This window comes from Clostridium sp. FP1, assembly GCF_011065975.2.
Lineage (GTDB): Bacteria > Bacillota > Clostridia > Clostridiales > Clostridiaceae > Clostridium_AD > Clostridium_AD tagluense.
In genome coordinates this window covers 860,733-884,199 of the sequence record NZ_JAAMNJ020000001.1, presented here as the reverse complement: position 1 = coordinate 884,199, position 23,467 = coordinate 860,733, and the positions used below count along the sequence as shown (strand labels likewise).

Below are 23,467 nucleotides of genomic sequence, written 5' to 3'. Positions count from 1 at the left end.
ATCTCCTAACTATATTGTTTTCTTAAATATTAATAAATAGCCTAAAACAGGTGCTCCTATGGCGGCTGTAAGTATTCCGACTGGGATTTCTGTAGTGCTAATTGTCCTTGCAATATCATCAAATAAAATTAAAGTTGTGGCACCAATCAAACTAGTGATTAAGTAAATATATTTCTTCTTATGTCCAAGAATTATTCTTGTAATATGGGGTACTATAAGTGCAATCCAACTGATTGTTCCAGATATGCTAACACAAAAACAAACTACAAAAGAGACTAAGCACAAAATGTAATTCCTAAATTTTGAAACTTCCATACCCATGGTTTTTGCCATGTCATCATTAAGTGAAAGCATTTTTAATTTAAATCTTAAACTGTTTATAATAAAAATACTAGGAATAACAACTATGCCAGCTCCAATTGCATTTATCCAATTTGCTCTGTATAAGCCACCCATTGACCAAAAAACAATGGAGGGCAATTGCTGGTAAGGATCTGCAAAATATTTTACCATTGACAGTAGTGCAGAAAAAAAAGCTGAAACAATAATTCCGGACAGTACCAAATACAGTATATTATTATCCTTCGAAGCCTTTTTTAAGCCATAAGCAATGCTCACTGCAAGTATTCCAAAAATAAATGCACATATTTGAACTATACCGGGAAATTGCCAAGGCAATATGATTCCCAAAGCTGCACCAAAGCTGGCACCTGCAGTAACACCTAAAATATCTGGCGAGGCAATGGGATTTTTAAATACCTGTTGAAAAACAAGCCCTGAAATGGATAAGCCAGCTCCCACAAAAGACGCAAGCAAGATTCTTGGAAGCCTTACTTTATATAGTATTAAAATACTTGGATCCTCTATTGTTTCGCCCAGAAGAAACTTGTGTAAATTTAAAAATACATTTTTATAATCATCAATACTCATTTTATATCTACCCATAAATATTGATACCACAAAGACTACAATGAAAATCATAAAAAATAAAAGGCATTTGTGGTATAGTATTTTATGGAGTAATTTATTTTTTGGTACTACTTTTTCCAAGCAGTGTTCCTCCTAACTCATCGAAGGATTTACCATAAAAATCACTATAAAATTTATTTGCAACGGCATGAATATCCAAATCCTTAAATTGTTCTGGATATAGTGTTTTGCTCATCCACAATATAGCTAATATACTACTAGGTTGCGGCATATCCCAAGGTGTAATATTAGATGGTATCTGATAAACTTTTTTATCTTTTATAGCCCTTACTGTTTGAAGCTCTGCCTTTTCCATAATTTTAGCTGGACTCCCATCCTTACAATACATAACTGATGTTATTACCTCAGGATTCCACGCAATTACTTGCTCCACAGATACATCATTCCATCCACCTTTTAACTTAGCAGCAACATCAATTCCACCAGCCGCTTCTATCATTTCATGTTGATAAAAATCTCCTGAGCATGTTGAAAGAACACCATGAGCACCAGCTAAATATACTGTCTTTTTATCTTTAATGGTAGTAAGCTTTTTAGTAACATCTTCAATTTTTTCTTTATAATAAGCTACTAATTTTTTTGAATTTTCACTTTCTCCTATAGCATCTCCAATTTTAATAATATCAGATTGAAGCAAAGCTATACTTTCAGGATTAATACTAATAACCTTTATATTTTGCTGAGTTAATTTTTTCATAGTGTCATCGGATTCTTTAGTGGGGTATAGAATTACTACATCAGGTTTTAAAGCAACTATTTGTTCAATATTTATACCATTTTTCTTTGAACCAACTTCCGCTAATTTACTTAACAGATTTTCATCAAGTTTCACAAGAAGTGGGTCTTTTTTAGATCCATCATTTGCTCCCACTAATTTATCTTTTCCTCCCAGTGCAAGTACAATATCCGTAGCAGGTTTATATGTTGTAATAACTCTAATACTTTTATTTGATTTCACATCTTCTTTTTTTACAGTTACTTTTTGCGAACAACCTGTAAGTAAAAACATCATACATAGAAATAAAGCAAAACTTTTTTTTATTATTTTCAACCTTAATCACTCCCAATATTTATTAATTTCATTTTCAATACTCTCTCTATTTTCTAGGGTAACCCGAATCACTTTAACATCCTCCCATGTTTTTATTACCCAATTTTCTGTCCTCCCTTCTTTGTGTTTTTAAATTTTCTTTACTCCTCATAATTCTAGGTAGAAAACAGGTTATGTTTTCCAATACATAACGGTTGCTATAATGAATCCTTTTATTACAAGAAATATCAATATGGTTTATTCCTTGAATTTTTTATTGAATAATTCTATAATGCACTCTCCTACTTCTATTTCAAGTTCATCAAATTTTCTAATCAAAATTCTAACTTCCTCGGTAAGTATAGACCCACCTCCATTTTTACCCCCAATTTGCTTTTCAAGTACCTTTATACCACACCCCTTTTCTAAATTTAAAATCATATTCCAAGCTTTTGTATAGGAAAGTTTCATAGAAATTGCTGCCTTTCTTATAGATCCTAATTCATCAATTTTTAAAAGCAACATTTTAGGACCCTTGCCAAAAACCTTTATATTGTCTTCTTTCAAGTAAATTCTCCAATTCACATTCATTTTACTTCTCCTAGTTATTCTAAAATTTTAGCTACATATTCCTATGGTATATCTAAAAATCCACCTTTTTTACATCCTTTAGATGTTGTAGTGACCCTTTGTTCTTAACCATTAATATTTCACTCATAATTCCAAAAGCAATTTCATTTGGCTCTTCTGAAGAAATGTTAATTCCTATTGGTGCATATACCTTTTTAAGTGCTTCCCTTCCAATTCCTTCACCTATGAGATTCTTCATAACAAATTCTGTTTTTTTCCTACTTCCAATCATTCCAATATATGAAGCATCAGATTCAGCTGTAACCTTAAGAGCATCAGCGTCACATTTATGACCTCTTGTTACTATTATAATATATGTATTTTCATCAATAGGATACTGTGAAAGCTTGCCCCCAATGTCGCCTACAATTATCTCATCGGCGGAGGTAAATCTCTTTTCGTTTGCAAATTCTTCCCGATCATCGAATATTACAGTATAAAAATCTAATACCTTTGCTAGCTTAAAGAGTTCTACTCCTATATGTCCCGCCCCTATTATAAGTAGTTTTGATCTAGGCTTAAATATCTTCACATATAAAGTAGCTTTTCCTCCACACTGCATATGCAAATCCCCTTCATCATTCAATTCAAATTCAAATTGCCCATCAGTTTCTTTCTTAATACACTCTATGGCTTTTTCTATGGCTGAATACTCAATATTACCTCCTCCAACACTTCCCTCAATTCTTCCATCTTCCCAAACTGCCATAAGAGATCCTTTTTTTCTGGGCGAGGAACCCTTTATATCCGTAATAGTGAGTAATGCCGCCTTATGTCCTTTTGCTAAACTTTCATAAATTTCTTTTAAAATTTTCTCTTCCACACCGTTAATCCTCCTTAGATTGATTTATCAAATAAAATATTGCTTCTAGTACTCCCCCTGCTATACTTCTTGCTTTATCAGAAATAGTATAACAATTCATTTTTTCTGACAACCTTGGATCAATATCTGCTATTTTAAATCCCGCAACTACTGGGCTTCCACTATGTAAAATCCCTCTTAACAATCCTGATATTTTTGCTTTTATTTCTACATCTCCTATATAGGCAATTACATCATCTTTTTCAACCACATCACCAATATGGAGAACATTTTCCATTATTCCGACGCAAGGTGAATGTATAACTCTTTCTTTAGAATAACCCATAATACTTCCAGGAATCCCTGTATTTTTCGCAGCTCCTCCATGAAAAATCAACCTACCGAGATTATGCCCTCTAGCAGTTTCTATTACTATATCTACATCTTCTCCTGCTATAAATCCAGGTCCAAGAGCAATAGTTATTTCTGCCATATCCCTTATTGTTCCCATATTTTTCTTAGCAATAATAGCATCCACTACAATTTTAGGCTTTATTTTTTTAATATATTTACCTTCTTGATCTATAATCACTGGAATTTTTTTATTACTCCAGGCATTTTCTATTTCACTTAAACAGCATACATGTACAGCTATAATTCCTTCTATTTCTACTTCTCCCTGATATATCGCTTCACTGAAAGATACATCCCGTCTAATAGCGGTGGGCTTTGGAACTTCTAAAACTAATACCCTAAATCCACTTCTATATAGTTTTTGAATTGTACCAGATGCTAAATCTCCTCCACCACGTATAATGACAATCTCATTAAACATATTCATTATTCTCCTCTAGTTTTAGAATATACTCATAATTTTCATTAGTATCAATATCAAATAGTCCTAAGCTATCACTTATTTCTACAAATTTAACTTTGTCCAAGTTTTTATTTATTATTAGTTTCCCCCCAACATCTCCCTGTAACTGCAAAAACTCTTCTTTAAGACTGTAGGGAAATATTACAGGATTCCCACGCCTCTTATCACAACGCGGAACAATTATATAGGCTGGATTTTCTGTAAATTCACGAATTAATCTTTTAACTGTATCCCAATCTAGAAAAGGTTGATCTGCCGTAAAAAACATATATCCCTCTGTTTGCTTAGCTTGCATTACACCCAGTTTAATAGATTCACTTATTCCTTTATTTGCATTTTCATTTTTAATAACCACTAAACCATACCTATTACCAGTTTCTATTATTTCTTCTTCTCTCCCCACAAGAATTACCTCTGAAAAATCACACTTTTCAATAGTCTCTATAGTACGCTCTATCAGTGATTTACCTCTATATTTTAAAAGAAGCTTATTCTTACCCATTCTCCTTGAGTACCCTGCTGCTAGTATTATTGCACTTACCATTATTATAGCACCTGCCTTTGTCCATAACTACATAGCTAAAATTTCATACTTTATTGAAATACACATTGTTTTTTAAACTTCCAATAAATATACTATTTAATAATTCTTTATTCTTTGAATTTATTTCTTCAACTAACAGTTCAGCTAATCTTAAATCCTTAGGATCTTCTACTTTATTTATATACAATATTCTTTCCCCTATGGCGCCCTTAAACAATCCTCGTGGATTCAGTATTATCTCAGATAGGTGCTCAGATTTAACAATTTCACCTTCATATGCCCCAGTTATTTCTCGAAATATTTTGCTTCTATGAACACTATCCTCATTTATTACCATACCTAATGATTGTATATCCATAATACCTATAGTTTTCGTAGTTTTTCCGTATATAACTGGCTCAAATTCAATCCATGCTTTTAGTCGTTTTTTCTTCGCTCCATCTGCTTCTATTAATATATAGTCAAAATAAGGTGCTAACTCATCTAATTCTTTGTAACTAAGTCCTAATATTTTATTTTCATCACTTATTCCCAGTCCTAATATATAAATGCCATTTTCCTTCATATTACAATATTTAAAAAAATCATTTTTATCAGTACAAATAAAATCATATTTATTTAGTGCTGGAGTATATACCTTAGTAGTTGTAGTTACTAAAATCTTGTTGCTCCCTCTAAGCTCTTCTGCAAGCTTAAACATCATGGTGGTTTTCCCACCAGCCCCAACAATAGATAAAATATCTTTTTCCACTAGTCCAATATAATTGCTCAGCATCATGCTATCACCTACTTATTGCATATTCAAAAAATAACTAGCCAGTACAATAGTTATTTTTTTCACATGCTTGATTTAAATCATATCACTGTTAACTTATTTAATTAACAGTGAACAGTAACCCACATTTCTATTTTTTCTTACTATATGGTGTATTCGGAAGAGGTAGCTTTGTTCTAAACTCTCTATCATAGTTATAATATGCACCTGCCACTGCTGGAGGAGTAGGTATTGAACATATCTCCCCTATGCCTTTTGCCCCATAAGCAAGATTAGTATTTCCTCTACCTAGTATAATACATTCTATTTTTGGTGTTTCTGTTGCCTTAAAAAGTCCTAGTGTTCCAAATCTTGCAGTTGGTACGCTACCAATAAGTGGATAATTTTCTGTTAGCGCGTATCCAAGGCTCATAACAACACCGCCTTCAATCTGTCCTTCAATATTTTTAGGATTTATAGGAGTCCCAACATCATGAGCTGCAATAACCTTTTCAATTTTCCCTTCATCATTTAAAATTACAACATGTGTTGCATAGCCATAGGCTACATGACTTACAGGGTTTTGTTTATTTGAATTCATTTTATCAGTTATTCCTTTAAATTCCCCCTCAAATTCTTGATCCTCTAAGTTTTCTAATGTTTGATAACTTAATACATCTAGAAGTTTTCTAGCCGCCCTCTTTGCTGCCTCACCTGTGAACAATGTTTGACGTGAAGCTGTTGTATTTCCAGAATCAGGACAAGTCAAAGTATCTGGGGCTGCATGCACAACTTTATCCGGTGACATATTAAGAGTTTCACAAACTATTTGAGTTAATATAGTTCCAAGTCCTTGTCCAATACAAGCTGCACTGGTATAAATATTTACCTTACCATCCTTTATAATCAGTTTACAACGTCCAATATCAGGAAGTCCAACCCCCACACCACTGTTTTTTATAGCACAGGCTATTCCGGCTTTAGGATTTTGAAGACATATCTCTTTTACTGCATCTAGTGTTTCCACAATAGATGTTGATGAATCCGCGATTTGACCATTAGGCATTACCTGTCCAGGCCTAATGGCATTTCTATATCTTATTTCAAAGGGAGTTATTCCTGCCATTTCTGCAAGCTGATTTAAATTAGACTCTATCGCAAAGCAACTTTGTGTTACCCCAAAACCTCTAAAGGCACCAGCTGGCGGATTATTTGTATATACCGCTTTCCCAATTATATCAATATTTTGATAATTATAAGGGCCTGCTGCATGAGTACATGCCCTTTGTAGCACAGGTCCCCCTAGTGATGCATATGCTCCTGTATCAGCTATTATGATAGCTTTCATAGCAGTCAAATATCCATTTTCATCGCAAGCAGTTGTAACCTCCATCTCCATAGCATGGCGTTTTGGATGTATCATTATACTTTCACTACGACTTAATGCAAATTTCACAGGCTTGTTAGATAAATAAGTGAGAATTGCTGCATGGTGTTGAACGCTCATATCTTCTTTTCCGCCAAAACCACCACCAACTATTTTACTTATAACTCTTACTTTACTTTGATCCATTCCCAGGGCTTCTGAACATTCCTTACGCGTTTGATAAATTCCTTGGTCTGCGCAATATATTATTATTCCACCATTACCATCCAGCGTAGCAATTGCTGCTTCTGTTTCTAGAAAAGCATGTTCTGTAAATGGTGTACTGTATTTATTTGTTACAACATATTTTGAATTTTTTATATGTTTATCTGCATTACCGAATACTAAATTTTCAGTTGTAAGTACATTACCACTTGCGTGTATTTGCGGAGCATCACCCTTTAGTGCCTCTTCTGGGCATGTAACTGGTGTTAATTCTTCAAAATCAATTTTAACTAGTAATTTAGCTTTTTCTAGTATTTCTGGCGATTCTGCAGCTATTAGAACTATAGCATCTCCAATACAGTGAGTTATCTTTCCCACTGGTATTAATACATCCCAGTCCTTTACAATATGACCAAGCTTTTGATTTCCGGGAAGTTCGTTTGCTGTTATTACTGCATGAACCCCTTTTAAATTTTTAGCTTCACTAATATCTATAGACTTTACTAAAGCACGGGGATATTTAGTTCTAACTGCTCCCCCGTAAATTAAACCATCTATACGTATATCATCTACATATTCTGCTATGCCAAGCACTTTGTCCACAGCATCAACCCTATTTAATTTTTCTCCTACTATTCCTTTGCAAGTACAATTAGGTACCTCTGTATTTTCTCGTATTAGCTTTGCAGCCAGCTTCACAGCTTCAATTATTTTTACATATCCAGTGCAACGACAAATATTGTTTTTTAAAGCATTTTTTATCTCAATTTCAGTTGGATTTTCTACCTTATCAATAAGGCCTTTTGCACTTATAACCATTCCGGGAGTACAAAAACCACACTGAACTGCACCTGCTTCCATAAAAGCATATCCATATACATCTTTTTCTCTGCCTGTTAGACCATCAACAGTTATAATGTTTTTATCTACAAGCTTGCTTGTTTTTAGCACACATGCTTTTTTTGCCACGCCATCAACTAAAACCATGCAAGTTCCACAGGCCCCCTCAGAGCACCCATTCTTAACTGATGTTAAATTCAAGTCTTCTCTTAAAAAAGTAATTAATTTTTTATCTTCTTTTGCATAAACCTTATCCCCATTTACAACAAAATTAAACATTAGTGCCCCCTCCTTTTATATATTTTCCAAAAGGGATTACTTTCAACTTGTAACAATCCCTTTTGGAGTTACAATACTTCAATTTTTTATAATAATTTACCTCTAATTTTACCTATTGGATTCTTAAACCATACAGCTATAATTTGAAATTACAGCCCAAATCATATTCTCAATATCTTTAGGTATTCCTGTATTGCTCCTATTAAGATTAACTTCTAAAACCTTATCTTCTAATCTTACTTTTACAATATTCTCCCCCTTGTTAATTAATACAAATCCCATGTTTTCACTATTTTTAAAATCTGCTTCTGTAGCAAATAGTGTAAACTTCTCTTTATAGGGAGCACTCATATATGGACAGAAAGTTTCACAATTTCCACACTCATTGCACATCTTATCAACGTGAATTATTTGATGCATTTTATTTCCCTTTACTTTAATAGTAATATTTGCACGATTAGGACATACATCAACGCAGGCTTCACATACTGTTGAACACTCAAGACACCTTTCACATTCCTCGCCACCTGTAGTAGCCATTTTAAGTATACCTTTTTTAGCTGTTGCTGCCTCAGTATTTGTGGACACCATAGGTAAATTCATTGTCAAATCACACTTTTTTTCTATTTTAACTACAGCTCTTGCAAATCTTGTTGCATCAGCTATTCCTTCAACTACTGTAGCAGGTCCATGCAGCCCATCTCCAGCAACGTATACCCTTTCAATGTTTGTTTCCAGTGTTGCCTCATTTACAATAGCTTGCTCTTTTTCATTTATTTTAATATTATTTTCTTTAAATATCACAGTATCTATCTTTTCACCAACTGCGGGTATTACAATATCTGCTGGTATATCTATCATCTCGCCGGTTGCAATTGGTCTTCTCCTACCACTTTCATCTGGCTCTCCCAGTTTCATAATCTCACATTTTAAAGCACCATTCATAAGCTTTACTGGTGATAGTAATTCTTTGAATTCCACTCCATCTTGGGTAGCTAGCTCTAATTCTTCCACATCTGCAGGCATGTATTTTTTAGTTCTACGATATACTAAATATACATGTTCTACTCCAGCTGCTCTCTTAGCTGCTCTTGCTGCGTCCATAGCAGTGTTACCACCACCTACTACAACTACATTTTTACCAAGATTTAATTCACTATCTTTATTTTTTAATCTCTCTAAGAAATCAATTACGTTAATTACATTTTCACCTTCAATATTTACTCTACCTTTCGCCCATGCTCCAATTGCAAATAAGATATATTTAAATCCCTGTGCTTTTAACTTTTCTACAGAATTTTGCTCTGAATTTAACTCAATTTTAACTCCCAAGCTGCAAGCAAGTTCAATATCCTTTTCAATAGACTCTGATGATATTCTAAACTCAGGAATAACATGTTTTACTATTCCGCCTAAAGAATTTCTTTTCTCGAAGATCGTTACATCCATTCCTTCTCTTGCAAGGAAATATGCTGCTGCAAGACCTGTAGTTCCTCCACCAACTATTGCTACCGCTACATTGCTTTTCTCTGTTTGTGTAAGTTCCTTCATCAGGGACTCATATGCACCCTCTGCAGCTTGTAATTTTATATTTCTTATATTAACTGACTCATCATAGAAATTTCTGCTACATTTACTCATACATGCATGGCTGCATATTGTTCCTGTTATAAATGGAAGCGGATTTTTTTCTACTATAACCTTTAGTGCTTCAAGATGTTTGCCTTCTGAAACAAGACGTATATATTCTGGAATATCCTGTGCTATAGGACATCCCTTCTCACAGGATGCAATAAAGCAATCAACTAGTGGCACTTTTTCATTTATTTTGCGATTAGGAATGGGTTTTATAGGCTTTATATGATGAATATCTTTTACTGATTTATCTTTTAGATTTCTTAATTTTTCATTATCCATAACGTACTTATTAGCGTATTCTGCCTTATTTAATTCTTCAGCAATTTGAACGCATCTTTGATATCCGCCAACTTTTAAAAGTGTTGTTGCTATGGTTATAGGCCAAATTCCAGTTTCAAATATATCAACTATATTGAAAACATCTGCACCTCCGGAATAAGAAATCTTAAGTTTTCCATCAAATTCACTTGAAAGCTTATTTGCAAGTGCTATTGCAAGAGGATATAGAGATTTCCCTGACATATACATCTCATCACCTGGTAATTCACCATTTTTTATAAGAGCTGGAACTGTATTTGTTAATTTAACACCAAATGACAATCTAGCTTTACTTGCTAGCTCTTGTAGACCTTTAAACATAACTACAGCATCAGCAAATTGTAAGTCCTCATTGAAATGATGCTCATCAAATGATACATAATCATATCCCATGCTATCTAAAGTTTTACGTACAAACTCATACCCTAATAAAGTAGGATTACATTTTACATAAGTGTTTAGTCCTTTTTCATTTAATAGATATGTTGCAATATGTTCAATTTCTTTTGATGGACATCCATGTAATGTTGATAATGTTATTGATCTACATACCCTAGGTGATATACTTTCAACATACCCTTTATCTATATTTTTAAATTTTTCTATATTGTCTAAGACGTACTGAGTACATTCACTCCAAATATTACTCTTAGATGCATCCTTTAGTCCCATAATAAATTCATCTATTTTAGGTGAAGAAATTCCTTCAAAATCATATCCTACACTCATATTAAAAATAAAGCCTTCTGGATCTCCTAGTTCTAACTCTTTTGACAATATTTTTAATGAAAACCATGCTTTAACATACTCTGCGTATGCTTCTTGAACTCTAAGCTCTGTTGACCACTCTACGTTATAGCACTCATCTTCTGCTTTTATGCATGGTTTTGACACAGGTAAATCTTCACCATCAAGAGTCTGTACTGTTTTTAATTCGAAGAATCTACATCCAGAAACGTAAGCTGCAATTATATTTTGTGCTAATTGTGTATGTGGACCAGCTGCTGGACCAAAAGGAGTTTCAATTTTTTCTCCGAATATTTCAAGCACCTTATCATCCTGCTTTTTAAAAAATCTATTCACTCCAAATATCTTACCGTACTTCTTATTTTCCTCAATAATCCACTCCATTAATTCTTTAAATGGAATAGGTGTCATTCTATCACCCATAATTAATGCCCCCTAGTTTTTATTTATTTTAGTCCATAATTTATTTGATACTTCTCTTGATTTGGCCATAATTTTCTCAGAATCAACAACCATAATTTTACGGTCCTTCATAAGAACTTTACCATTTACCATTGTAGTTGTTACGCATCTTCCATTAATCCCAAATAAGATATGAGAGTTTGCATTATCCGCATTTAATGGTGTTAGTGGATCATATTCTGCTACTATAATGTCAGCATAGGCCCCTTTTTTTATAACTCCAAGAGGTTTTTCAAAAAATCTATTGGCAATTTTTGCATTGTTATCAAAAATCATTAGTGGTACTTCTCCCCATGCCACAGTCGGATCACAGTTATGGTGCTTGTGCAAAATATTTGCAACCTTCATAGATTCAAACATGTCGCTTGTATATCCATCAGTTCCAAGCCCTACAGTCAATCCTTTTCGTGCAAACTCTAGCACAGGTGTGCATCCAACAGCATTACCCATATTAGATTCTGGATTATGTACTACCATTGTATCTGTTTCCTTTAGTAAATCGATTTCAGCAGGGTTAATATGTATACAGTGTACAGCAATAGTTTTGTTTCCCAAAATATCAAGGTCAAATAAATGGTTCACTAATCTTTTATTGTATTTTTTTAATGAATCGTATACATCATCTATACCTTCTGCTGTATGCACATGATATCCAGCACCACACGGCATATTTTGCGCACAATATTCTAAAGTCTTATTACTTAACGTAAATGATGCATGAAGTCCCATCATACCCTTTTGCATATCAGAAGAATCCTTTTTAGCTGCCTTCATAAATTGAACATTTTCACTAACAGCTTGTCTCATTTTTTCTTGTCCATCTCTATCAGAAACTTCATAACATAGAGATGTACGAATGCCAAGTTCTTTAGCTACATCCGATATTTGAAATAAACTTCCGGAAACGCTACCGTAACTTGCATGATGGTCAAAAACAGTTGTAACACCATTTCTTATACAATCTATATAAGTTGAATAGGCACTATATTTTGTATCTTCTAATGTTAACGACCTATCTATTTTCCACCACATTCCGGAAAGTATGTCTCCAAAACTTTTAGGGTTATAACCATTAATAGAAAGTCCCCTTGCAAATGCACTATATATATGATGATGAGTATTAATCATTCCTGGCATAATTAAACCATTTTTAGCATCTACAAACTCAGCACCCTCATACTTTTTCTTCATTTGCTGCGTGCTTCCCAGGTCAACAATAATATTAGCATCAATACATACACAGCCATCCTCAATAAATGTATTATCAGCATCTCTCGTCAATAACTTACCATTACCTATTAATATCATAATACTCCTCCTAAAATATATTTATAATTCTAAAACAATACATGACCAATTAATTGATTATTCTTATTAATTCTTTAAATTCATTCTATCACCGTTTTCCTATTTTAGTCAATTTGTTTTAAAAAATATTTTTGTAAATAAAAAATATTTTTGCAAAAATTGTTGATTTTAGAAATAAATATTGATATACTGAATTTATAAAATATTTATAAGATTCTTTTAACTCTAGATTTTTTATCTAAACAGAGGAATTTTTAAAAAAATTATACAGCCCAATTTCATTGATAACTAAAGAATAAAACATATAGGCTATATAATATAACGCTATAAAATTATGTTCATATTAAAATGAATTTAATTAACGACAATGTAGCTTAATAACTTAGGAGGTTCTATTATGAATAAAATAAAGTGGGTATCAAATAAACTACCCAAAACCGATAACAATATGCTAAATATAATGTCCCCTGAAAAAATTGCTAAGGCAGCTTCCTTTCATAAAAGTTTCCCAGAGTACACTAAAACACCTTTAGCTAAACTAGATAATATGGCTAATTTCCTTGGTCTTAAAAATCTGTATATAAAAGATGAATCTTTCAGATTCGGATTAAATGCTTTTAAAGTCTTAGGTGGCTCTTTTGCTATAGGGTGTTACATATCAAAAAAATTAGGTAAAGATATATCGCAGCTTCCTTACAATGCTATTACATCAAAAGAAGTTCTTAAAGACTTCGGACAGACAACCTTCTTCACAGCAACTGATGGAAATCACGGAAGAGGCCTTGCCTGGGCAGCTAATAGATTAAACCAAAAATGTGTTGTCTTTATGCCAAAAGGTTCATCCGAAATTAGGCTTAAAAACATTCAAAAAGAAAATGCTATAGCTACAATAGAAGAAGTAAATTACGATGAATGTGTTCGTATTGCAATGGCTGAATCCGCAAAAGTTCCTGGTTCTGTAGTTATTCAAGATACAGCTTGGGAAGGTTACGAAGAAATCCCTACTTGGATTATGCAAGGTTATGGAACAATGGCAATGGAAGCAAACGCGCAACTGCATGATGATAATTGTGATGCACCAACTCATATTTTTATACAAGCCGGAGTGGGTTCTCTTGCTGGTGCGGTTCAAGGATATTTTGCAAACGCTTATCCAAATAATCCACCAATAGTTACTGTGGTAGAGCCAAATAAAGCAGATTGTATATTCCGTTCAGCCACAGCTAAAGATGGTGATATAAGAATTGTTACTGATGATATGCAAACAATTATGGCAGGACTTGCCTGTGGTGAACCAAATACAATAGCATGGGATATTTTGAAAAATAATAGTTCATTCTTTGTATCTTGCCCAGATAATATTTCTGCTAAAGGTATGAGAACATATGCTGTACCTCTTAAGGGAGATCCTAAAGTTATTTCTGGTGAATCTGGTGCTGTAACAATGGGTGTCCTTTTTGAAATCATGAAAAATGATGAGTTAAAAGATTTAAAACAAGCATTGAAACTTGATGAAAATTCAAAAGTTCTATTATTTTCAACAGAAGGAAATACTGACCCGGATTTTTTCCGCCAAATTGTTTGGAATGGTGATTATTCATCATTATAATATATTAATATTAGGTAAAAAATTTATACTAATTATAGGAGGAATGTATTATGGATTTTAACGCTATTAAAGAAAAATCAGAGGGTTATAAAGCACAAATGACAAAATTTTTACGTGACTTAATTGCTATTCCTGGCGAAAGTTGTGGTGAAAAAGATGTTGTCAAAAGAATAGAGCAAGAAATGATTTCTCTTGGTTTTGACAAAGTAGAAATTGATCCACAGGGGAATATTTTAGGTTATGTTGGAACAGGTAAAACTCTTATAGCTTTTGATGCTCATATTGACACTGTTGGTCTTGGAGAGCTTTCTAACTGGACTTTTGATCCTTATATAGGTTTTGAAACCGAGGAAGAAATTGGTGGACGTGGTACATCTGACCAACTTGGTGGTATCGTATCAGCTGTATACGGCGCTAAGATAATGAAAGATCTTGACATGTTAAGCCAAGACTACACAGCTCTCATAGTTGGATCAGTACAGGAAGAGGACTGTGACGGAAACTGCTGGCTTCACATAATAGAACAGGATAAAATCAAACCTGAATTTGTTGTAAGCACAGAGCCAACTGATAGCGGTATCTACAGAGGACATAGAGGACGTATGGAAATCCGTGTTGATGTTAAGGGTGTTTCATGCCACGGTTCAGCTCCAGAAAGAGGAGACAACGCAATCTACAAAATGGCTGAAATATTAATGGATATCAAAAACCTTAACACAAATGATGCTGCTGATTCTACAGAAATCAAAGGTCTCGTAAAAATGTTAGATAAAAAATATAACCCTAAATTCGAAGAAGCGAAGTTTTTAGGACGTGGTACTGTAACTACATCAGAAATATTCTTTACTTCGCCAAGCCGTTGCGCTGTAGCTGATTCTTGCGCGATTTCATTAGATCGTCGTATGACATCTGGAGAAACCTTTGAAAGTTGCTTAGAAGAAATTCGAAAGCTTCCAGCTGCTAAAAAATATAATGCTGAAGTTACTATGTATAAATATGACAAGGAAAGTTGGACTGGACTTTCATACCCTCAAGATTGTTACTTCCCTACATGGGTTATTCCTGAAGATCATGCTGTTGTTAAGGCAATGGAAGAATCATACAAAGGAATGTTCGGAACAACAAGAAGCGGTTCTAATAACACTGATGAAATGAGAAAAGCTCGTCCGCTTACTGATAAATGGACATTCTCAACAAACGGTGTTGCTATAATGGGTCGTCATGGAATACCATGCATAGGATTCGGACCTGGTGCAGAATCTCAGGCACATGCTCCAAATGAAGTAACTTGGAAAGCAGACCTCGTTCGCTGCGCTGCTGTATATGCTGCTCTTCCAACAATTTATTGTAAAAATAAATAAAGTCCTATGTTGCTAAAAATGCTATCTCTCTTCACTAAGCAATTCTAATCGGATTTTATTAAAATATCCTAAAAATCATAAACTCGCTATCGCTCAAACATATGATTTTCTTAACGGCTACTTCAATAAAATCCGTTAAGAATTGCTAAGTTCGTTCAAATAGCATTTTACACAACATATGATTTTTTAGCGTGCTAAAAGATGGAATAAATAATCTTAAATAAAAAGGGGACTATTAAAATGGCTTTAATGGATAAATACGTAACAAAACTTGACTCCTTAGATTTCAAAAAAATGTATAACAATGATTTTCTACTTACATGGGAAAAAACAAAAGATGAATTAGAAGCAGTTTTTACTGTTGCAGAAGCTCTTAAAGAATTAAGAGTAAATAATATATCATCAAAGATTTTTGATAGTGGCCTTGGAATTTCACTATTCCGTGACAATTCAACTCGTACAAGATTTAGCTTCGCTTCTGCTTGTAACCTCCTTGGTCTTGAAGTTCAAGATCTTGATGAAGGAAAATCTCAAATTGCACATGGTGAAACAGTAAGAGAAACAGCTAACATGATCTCTTTCATGGCAGATGTTATCGGAATCCGTGATGATATGTATATCGGAAAAGGCAATACCTATATGAGAGACGTATCTAAATATGTACAAGAAGGCAATGCAGAAGGCACTTTAGAACAACGACCAACTCTTGTTAGCTTGCAATGTGATATAGATCACCCTACTCAATGTATGGCTGATGCTCTTCATATCATTAATGAATTTGGCGGAATTGAAAATTTAAAAGGTAAAAAAATAGCTATGTCCTGGGCATATTCTCCATCATATGGTAAACCACTCTCAGTTCCTCAAGGAATAATAGGACTTTTAACTCGTTTCGGTATGGATGTTGTTCTTGCACACCCTGAAGGTTACGAAGTTATGAATGAGGTAGAAGAAATTGCAATGAAAAATGCTAAAGAATCTGGTGGTTCATTTACAAAAACAAATTCTATGGAAGAAGCATTCAAAGATGCTGACATAGTTTATCCTAAGAGCTGGGCTCCATTTATTGCTATGGAAAAACGTACAGATTTATATGCAAAAGGTGACCAAGCTGGTATAAATGAGCTTGAAAAAGAACTGCTTGCACAAAATGCTGAGCATAAAGATTGGCAGTGTACTGAAGAGCTTATGAAAACAACAAAAGATGGAAAAGCACTTTATCTTCACTGTCTACCAGCTGATATCTCAGGACTTAGCTGCGAAGTTGGGGAAGTTGACGCTTCTGTATTTGATCGTTACCGTAAACCACTTTACAGAGAAGCTAGTTATAAACCTTATGCAATCGCTTCCATGATCTTTTTAAGTAAAATTAAAAATCCACAGGGAGTTTTATCTATGCTTGAGAAAAACAATAAAAGCCGTAAAATAAAATAATATTTTAAATTACTTTTATAGTGAAAGGCTAGAGTGGATTATAAATTCTACCTAGCCTTTTACTATATAAAATTAGTTTTAGGAGGATAATATTATGAAGAAAAAAATAGTAATTGCATTAGGTGGTAATGCTCTTGGAAACAATTTAGAGGAGCAAATGCTGGCTGTAAAATCTACTGCTATAGCTATAGTTGACCTTATAGAAGATGGAAATGAAGTTGTTATATCTCACGGAAACGGGCCTCAGGTTGGTATGATTAATATTGCTATGAGTGAATTACATAAAAATAATCCTAAATATTCACTATGCCCTATGTCTGTATGTGTTGCAATGAGCCAAGCTTATATTGGTTACGATTTGCAAAATGCGCTTAGAGAAGAACTTCTGAGCCGTAATATAGCCAAAAGTGTTTCAACAATAATAACACAAGTTGAAGTAAACCCAAAGGACAAAGCCTTTGAAAATCCAACAAAACCTATTGGAAGTTTCATGACAAAAGAAGAAGCTGATATTTCCGTGAAAAGTGGTAAAGTGGTTATTGAAGACGCAGGTCGTGGATATAGAGAAGTCGTTGCTTCGCCAAAACCAGTAGGTATTATTGAAATTCAAACAATAAAATCATTAGTTGAAATGGGACAAGTTGTTATCGCCTGTGGCGGTGGTGGTATACCTGTTATAAAAGAAGGTAATCATCTAAAAGGCGTAAACGCTGTCATAGATAAAGACTTTGCTAGTTGTACTCTTGCAAAAGAACTCCATGCGGATTGTCTTATTATTTTAACAGCCGTAGAGAAAGTTGCTATAAACTTTGGAAAACCAAATGAAAAATGGCTCCATAATATTACAACTTCTGAAATTAAACAGTATGCAAAAGAAGGACATTTTGCACCTGGTTCAATGCTACCTAAAGTAGAAGCCGCAATTGATTTTGCCTCATCAAAAGATGGAAGATATTCACTTATAACACTACTTGAAAAGGCTAAGGATGGTATAGCCGGCAAAACAGGTACTATTATAAAATAATTCAAATTAAATCCTGAGGGGGAGTTTTTATGAGTTCTAATCAAAAGTCTTTATTATTCCAATATGACGGCACGCCAACACTCAAAGAAATTATACCACTGGGCATGCAGCACGTTGTTGCTATGATTGTGGGCTGTGTTACACCTGCTCTTATAGTTGCTGGAGTTGCAAACCTTACTGCTGCTGATAAGATTTTACTTGTACAGTCCTCACTGTTTTTTGCTGGTATAGCAACTTTAATTCAAATATTCCCACTGGGTAAACATATAGGTTCCAGGTTACCGGTAATTATGGGAGTAAGTTTTGCATACGTTCCAACCCTGGCTGCTATTACCGGTGAATTTAATATTGCTACGGTTTTTGGAGCCCAAATGGTAGGTGGTTTAGTTTCTATAATTTTCGGAATATTCCTTAAAAAGCTTATAAAATTCTTTCCACCACTTGTTACTGGTACAGTTATATTCTCCATAGGATTATCCCTGTATTCAGTTGCTATTAAATATATAGCTGGCGGCGTTGGCTCTCCAACTTTTGGTTCTCCTAAAAACTGGGCCGTTGCTCTAATAACACTTGCTGTTGTAATGTTTTTAAATTTCTTTACTAAGGGAACTCTCAAACTAGCATCTATCTTAATAGGTATGGTGGTAGGATATATTATTTCTATATTTCTTGGAATGGTATCTTTTGATGCGGTGACTTCAGCAGGACTTTTTCAAGCTCCAACCCCACTACACTTTGGTATAAGTTTTAATACTACAGCTATAATATCTATGGCTATAATGTACATTGTAAATTCTGTTCAAGCTATAGGTGATTTATCAGCCACAACCGGTGGTGGTATGGATAGAAATCCTACTCATAAAGAGCTTTCCGGTGGTATTATTGGAAACGGATTTTCAAGTATAATTGGCGCACTATTTGGTTGTATGCCAACTGCAACATATAGCCAAAATGTTGGTATAGTAATTACAAATAAGGTTATCAATAAATGGGTATTTGCTTTTGCTTCTTTTGTTGTAATTTTATCTGGTCTTATTCCTAAATTTGCTTCACTGCTTACAACTATTCCTCAATGTGTCCTTGGTGGTGCAACCATCTCTGTTTTTGCCACAATAACAATGACAGGAGTTAAAATGATTGCTTCAAATGATCTTACAATGAGAAATTCAGCGGTGGTAGGCATTGCAATTGCACTCGGTATAGGTATTGTTGAAGTTCCTAATGCATTTGCTCTATTCCCAATATGGTTTATATCTATATTTGGTAAATCATCCATTGTTGTTACAACATTAGTTGCAATAGCACTGAATCTTATCTTACCTAAAGATAAACCTGAAGATGTTGTTATTACTAATGCTAAAAATCAAACAAAAGGCATGTAAATAAAAAACAATTCGCATTATTAGATAAAGCGAATTGTTTTTTTTATTTCTGTTTATTTTATCATTATAGTTCTCAATTTTTACAATTTTCACAACGATGCTTTTTAGTTTTTTCTACAGCATTTAATATATTTTCATAACCTGTACAACGGCAAAGATTACCGGAGAGTTCTTTTTTAATTTCTTCTGTTGTGTACTCTTTACTGTCTTCAAGAACAGGTATGGATGACATAATAGTTCCACATGTACAGAAACCGCATTGAACAGCAGCTTCATCAATGAACGCTTCTTGAATATCTGATATATTCCCCTCAGCATCCATAAGTCCCTCAACTGTACGAATTTCTTTACCTTCTGCCCAAATTGCAAGGTAAATACAAGAATCAAATGCTTCACCATCAATAAGCACAGTACAAGCTCCACATTCTCCAACCTCACAACCTTTTTTAACACTTGTAAGGCCTAGCTGATTTCTTAAAACATCCGTAAGCGACTCTCTATCATCTATCATAATTTGCTTAGCTTCACCATTTACTGTGCAGTTTAAAATTCCATTAGCCATTGATTACGCCTCCCGATTTTCTTATTGACTCCTTTAAAGCCCGTTTGCTGAGTTCATAAACAAGCTGAAGACGAAAATCTTTAGATGCACGCCAAGAAGAACGCGGATTAACTTCGCTTTTTGCAACTTCTGCAAAAACATTGAACATTTCACCAGAAATTTTCATTCCCTTTATAGCTTCTTCAGCTTTTGGGCATCTCATAGGTATAGGGCCTGCAACACCAAATGCAAGGTGTACATCTTCAATAGTATCCTTCTTCGCATTAAGTTTGCAAGTTACACTGCATCCAAGGGTTGCAATATCCATTGCATTACGCATAGCATATTTAATATAATTTCCTGTAAAATTCTCGTAATTTTCTTTTGTAATATAGATAGCCGTCAGTAATTCACCATTTTTCAAACTAACTTTTCCTAGACCTACATAGTACTCTGAAATAGGAATAACTCGAATGCCTGTGGGTCCTTCAATTTGAAGCTTGGCATTCAGCGCAAATAACGTGGATGCACTATCAGCACTTGTAACTCCATTTGAAATATTTCCTCCAATTGTTCCAATGTTTCTTAATTGTGGTCCCCCTATTTCATTAACAGCTTCCCCAAGGACTGGAACATATTTTTGAATAATCGCATTTTTTGTTATATGAGAAAAACTTGTAATAGCGCCTATTTTTATACTGCCATCTTCACCAAATGTTATTCCTCTTAGTTCCTCCAGGCCATAAATACTAACAAGTGAGCACCCCGCAAGCTTGCCATGACGAATGCTGATAAGCACATCACTTCCACCTGCAATAATTATGGATTTAGGATCAGCTGCAAGATGATTTATTGCATCTTTAACTGAAGTTGCTTGATATATTTTTTCTATATCATACATTGTTATTTCACCTCCACTTTTATATTAAATTTTCTTTTTTAAATTTTTCTACAAGTCTTTGTGGTGTTAAAGGAGCAAAATTAAAATTAACTCCTGTGGCATGCAGAAGCGCATTTCTAATTGCAGGTGCACCTGGAATTGCAGGAGGTTCTCCTAGCGCCTTGTTGCCAAAAGGTCCTGACACATCGTAGGTTTCCACAAACTGTGCCTCCAAATGTGGTGTATCCATAGTAGTTGGAAGTTTGTAGTCAAGTAGATTATCATTGAGCATTCTACCTGTCACATCATCAAATAAAAGTTGCTCAGTTAAACCATAACCTAGTCCCATGCTCATGCCACCATGTACCTGTGCTGCAGCAAGTGCAGGATTAAGAATTGTGCCACTATCATGAACATTAATAACCTTAATAACTTTAATTTTGCCCACGGGAATATCAACCTCAACTTCAGCAAAACATACTCCAAAGGCAAATGTATTTGATTTGCATTGGTTCGTTACCTCTGATGTAATGTGAACGGATTTTTCTGTATTATAAAGTGCATGCATAGAAACTTCTTTAAGTGAAGCTAAAACTTCGCCAGTTTCTTTTTTTATAATATTATTATCTTTAAGTTCAAGGTTCCCAGCAGGAAGTCTTAACATAAAATTTGCATGTTCTATTATTTTTTCTTTAAGCTCCATAGCGGCTTTTTTAGCTGCCATACCAGATACATAAGATTGTCTAGATGCATAAGCCCCTGTATCAAAGGGTGTAATATCAGTATCTTGAGTTGAAATTGTGTGTACGTTTTCAATAGGAATGTCAAGAACTTCTGATATCATTTGCGCAAATACCGTGTCTGCTCCTTGCCCTATTTCTGTGGCGCCCATTTGAACTTGAACAGATCCATCTTGATTAAGCACAATCCTACAAGCTGCTGTTTCCAGTGATATTGGGAAAACACCTACTGCATAACTAAATATTGCCATACCAACACCGCGCCTTACGGGCCCTGTTTGATTTTGGTATTCTATAAGTTTATTATCCCAATCAATGTATTTTCTACCCTTCTCAATGCATTCTTCTAGTCCATTACTATTACATTTAACCTGATTATCAACAAATCCTAATTTCATAGCATTAAGTTTTCTCATTTCAATCTTATCTAAACCTAATTTACTTGCTATATCATCAACATGAGATTCAAGAGCAAATGATATTTGTGGTATACCATAACCACGCATGGCACCAGATGCTGGCATATTTGTATAAACTGAGTACATATCACCTTTAGTTGCAACTTCATCTTGATATATCTGTTTAAATGCATGACCTGACTTATTTGTCACACTATGACCATGTGATGCATAAGCCCCTTTGTTACCATACATTTCTAACTTTCTTGCAACAAAACGACCATTTGCTCGTACATAACTTTTAATTTTAATTTTCATAGCGGTACGTAGACGAGTATTAACAAAATCTTCTTCTCTTGAAATATCAAGTTTAACACATCTTCCACCAATAACCTTACATAAATAAGCATTAAGTGGCTCATAAAGAACCTCTTGTTTATTCCCAAATCCTCCACCTATATATGGTTTAATAACTCTTATTTTACCCCAATCCATACCAAGAGCTTGCCCAATTACACGCCTCGCAATATGAGGAATCTGAGTTGATGATACCACAACCAATCTTTTTCCTTCTGCATAAGCATAAGAAATTGGGTTTTCAATATGACAATGTTTAACCGGAGAAAGTTCATATTCTCCTTCAAAAACAATAAGTCCCTCTTCTTTTATAGCATTTTCATAATTACCGATTTCATAACTTGTATGTGCAAGAATATTGCCCGGATACTCCTCATGAATTCTATTTGCTCCTTGTTTCAGTGCAACTTCAATAGACAATATTGGTTCATATTCCTCATATTCAACTTTTATAAGATTAATTGCCCTTGTGGCAGTTACAGTATCTAACGCCACTACAGCTGCTATGTCATCCCCATAATACCTAACTATTTTATTTAGTAATTTCCTGTCTGCAATATCCATATGGGCAGGGTCTAGTGAATATGGATGCCCTGCTGTTGGATATTGAATATCAGGAACATCAAAGCAAGTTACAATTTTCACAACTCCCTTAAGCTTCATAGCCTCCGAAATATCAATGGCTTTAACCTCGCCACTTGCAATAGTACTATGAAGAACTTTAGCAACAAGTGCATTACTTAATTTAAAATCATCTGTAAATTGTGCACGCCCAGTTACTTTATCAAAAGCATCAACCCTATTAATACTTTTTCCTATACTCATTTTATTCCTCCCTGTATAATTTTTTTGCCACAGCATAGCTTCCAATATACATATTTATATTTTTAAATAAATTTTCATTATCGTCACATATTACAATATATTTGAT

Annotated in this window: 18 protein-coding genes; 5 read left to right on the top strand and 13 right to left on the bottom strand. The window is 34.2% G+C overall.

Annotation, left to right across the window (positions count from 1 at the left end):
- Positions 1–9: 9 nt before the first annotated feature.
- The 10 genes from G9F70_RS04435 to ssnA all read right to left on the bottom strand — a co-directional run bounded on the left by G9F70_RS04435 (position 10) and on the right by ssnA (position 12,810).
- Entirely contained in the window at positions 10–1,050 is a 1,041-nt protein-coding gene (locus tag G9F70_RS04435) for a FecCD family ABC transporter permease (protein WP_202882621.1), read from the bottom strand.
- The gene (locus G9F70_RS04430; protein WP_164944815.1) at positions 1,025–2,041 is read right to left on the bottom strand and encodes an ABC transporter substrate-binding protein; all 1,017 of its coding nucleotides are present in this window, start codon (positions 2,039–2,041) and stop codon (positions 1,025–1,027) included. Before G9F70_RS04430 ends, G9F70_RS04435 begins: the two co-directional genes overlap by 26 nt.
- 237 nt (positions 2,042–2,278) lie before the next feature.
- Positions 2,279–2,611: a winged helix-turn-helix domain-containing protein gene (locus tag G9F70_RS04425; RefSeq protein WP_164944816.1), complete on the bottom strand. Its 333-nt coding sequence runs from the start codon at positions 2,609–2,611 to the stop codon at positions 2,279–2,281.
- Positions 2,612–2,663: 52 nt separating this feature from the next.
- Entirely contained in the window at positions 2,664–3,473 is an 810-nt protein-coding gene (locus tag G9F70_RS04420) for an XdhC family protein (RefSeq protein ID WP_164944817.1), read from the bottom strand.
- Positions 3,474–3,477: 4 nt separating this feature from the next.
- On the bottom strand, positions 3,478–4,287 hold the full coding sequence (gene yqeB, locus G9F70_RS04415; RefSeq protein ID WP_164944818.1) for a selenium-dependent molybdenum cofactor biosynthesis protein YqeB: 810 nt from the start codon (positions 4,285–4,287) through the stop codon (positions 3,478–3,480).
- A complete protein-coding gene (gene mocA / locus G9F70_RS04410; protein ID WP_164944819.1) occupies positions 4,280–4,873 on the bottom strand; it encodes a molybdenum cofactor cytidylyltransferase in 594 nt (197 codons plus the stop codon). The genes yqeB and mocA overlap by 8 nt, the downstream gene beginning before the upstream one ends.
- Positions 4,874–4,916: 43 nt before the next feature.
- The gene (gene yqeC / locus G9F70_RS04405) at positions 4,917–5,651 is read right to left on the bottom strand and encodes a selenium cofactor biosynthesis protein YqeC (RefSeq protein ID WP_164944820.1); all 735 of its coding nucleotides are present in this window, start codon (positions 5,649–5,651) and stop codon (positions 4,917–4,919) included.
- A 127-nt stretch (positions 5,652–5,778) separates the two neighbouring features.
- Positions 5,779–8,337: a selenium-dependent xanthine dehydrogenase gene (xdh, locus tag G9F70_RS04400; protein WP_164944821.1), complete on the bottom strand. Its 2,559-nt coding sequence runs from the start codon at positions 8,335–8,337 to the stop codon at positions 5,779–5,781.
- Positions 8,338–8,460: 123 nt separating this feature from the next.
- Positions 8,461–11,463: a putative selenate reductase subunit YgfK gene (gene ygfK, locus G9F70_RS04395; RefSeq protein WP_164944822.1), complete on the bottom strand. Its 3,003-nt coding sequence runs from the start codon at positions 11,461–11,463 to the stop codon at positions 8,461–8,463.
- Between the two features lie 12 nt (positions 11,464–11,475).
- A complete protein-coding gene (gene ssnA, locus G9F70_RS04390) occupies positions 11,476–12,810 on the bottom strand; it encodes a putative aminohydrolase SsnA (protein ID WP_164944823.1) in 1,335 nt (444 codons plus the stop codon).
- Positions 12,811–13,204: 394 nt separating this feature from the next.
- Here ssnA and dpaL point away from each other — a divergent pair, with 394 nt between their 5' ends.
- The 5 genes from dpaL to G9F70_RS04365 all read left to right on the top strand — a co-directional run bounded on the left by dpaL (position 13,205) and on the right by G9F70_RS04365 (position 19,620).
- On the top strand, positions 13,205–14,419 hold the full coding sequence (gene dpaL, locus G9F70_RS04385; RefSeq protein ID WP_411956011.1) for a diaminopropionate ammonia-lyase: 1,215 nt from the start codon (positions 13,205–13,207) through the stop codon (positions 14,417–14,419).
- Between the two features lie 50 nt (positions 14,420–14,469).
- Positions 14,470–15,780, top strand: coding sequence for a YgeY family selenium metabolism-linked hydrolase (locus G9F70_RS04380; protein ID WP_164944825.1), 1,311 nt, complete (start codon positions 14,470–14,472; stop codon positions 15,778–15,780).
- 240 nt (positions 15,781–16,020) lie between these two features.
- Positions 16,021–17,214 carry a knotted carbamoyltransferase YgeW gene (gene ygeW, locus G9F70_RS04375; protein WP_164944826.1) on the top strand — a complete coding sequence of 398 codons (1,194 nt, stop codon included), beginning with the start codon at positions 16,021–16,023 and terminating at the stop codon, positions 17,212–17,214.
- 94 nt (positions 17,215–17,308) lie between these two features.
- Positions 17,309–18,238, top strand: coding sequence for a carbamate kinase (gene arcC / locus G9F70_RS04370; protein WP_164944827.1), 930 nt, complete (start codon positions 17,309–17,311; stop codon positions 18,236–18,238).
- 29 nt (positions 18,239–18,267) lie between these two features.
- On the top strand, positions 18,268–19,620 hold the full coding sequence (locus G9F70_RS04365) for a uracil-xanthine permease family protein (RefSeq protein ID WP_164944828.1): 1,353 nt from the start codon (positions 18,268–18,270) through the stop codon (positions 19,618–19,620).
- Between the two features lie 73 nt (positions 19,621–19,693).
- Here the strand turns inward: G9F70_RS04365 and xdhC are convergent, their stop codons facing one another.
- The 3 genes from xdhC to xdhA are packed head-to-tail and all read right to left on the bottom strand — an operon-like array spanning position 19,694 to position 23,361.
- Positions 19,694–20,182 (bottom strand): xanthine dehydrogenase subunit XdhC, encoded by a 489-nt coding sequence (gene xdhC / locus G9F70_RS04360; RefSeq protein WP_164944829.1) that lies wholly within the window; start codon positions 20,180–20,182, stop codon positions 19,694–19,696.
- Positions 20,175–21,062 carry a xanthine dehydrogenase subunit XdhB gene (xdhB, locus tag G9F70_RS04355; protein WP_164944830.1) on the bottom strand — a complete coding sequence of 296 codons (888 nt, stop codon included), beginning with the start codon at positions 21,060–21,062 and terminating at the stop codon, positions 20,175–20,177. The genes xdhC and xdhB overlap by 8 nt, the downstream gene beginning before the upstream one ends.
- 19 nt (positions 21,063–21,081) lie before the next feature.
- Entirely contained in the window at positions 21,082–23,361 is a 2,280-nt protein-coding gene (gene xdhA, locus G9F70_RS04350) for a xanthine dehydrogenase subunit XdhA (protein WP_164944831.1), read from the bottom strand.
- Positions 23,362–23,467: the final 106 nt, after the last annotated feature.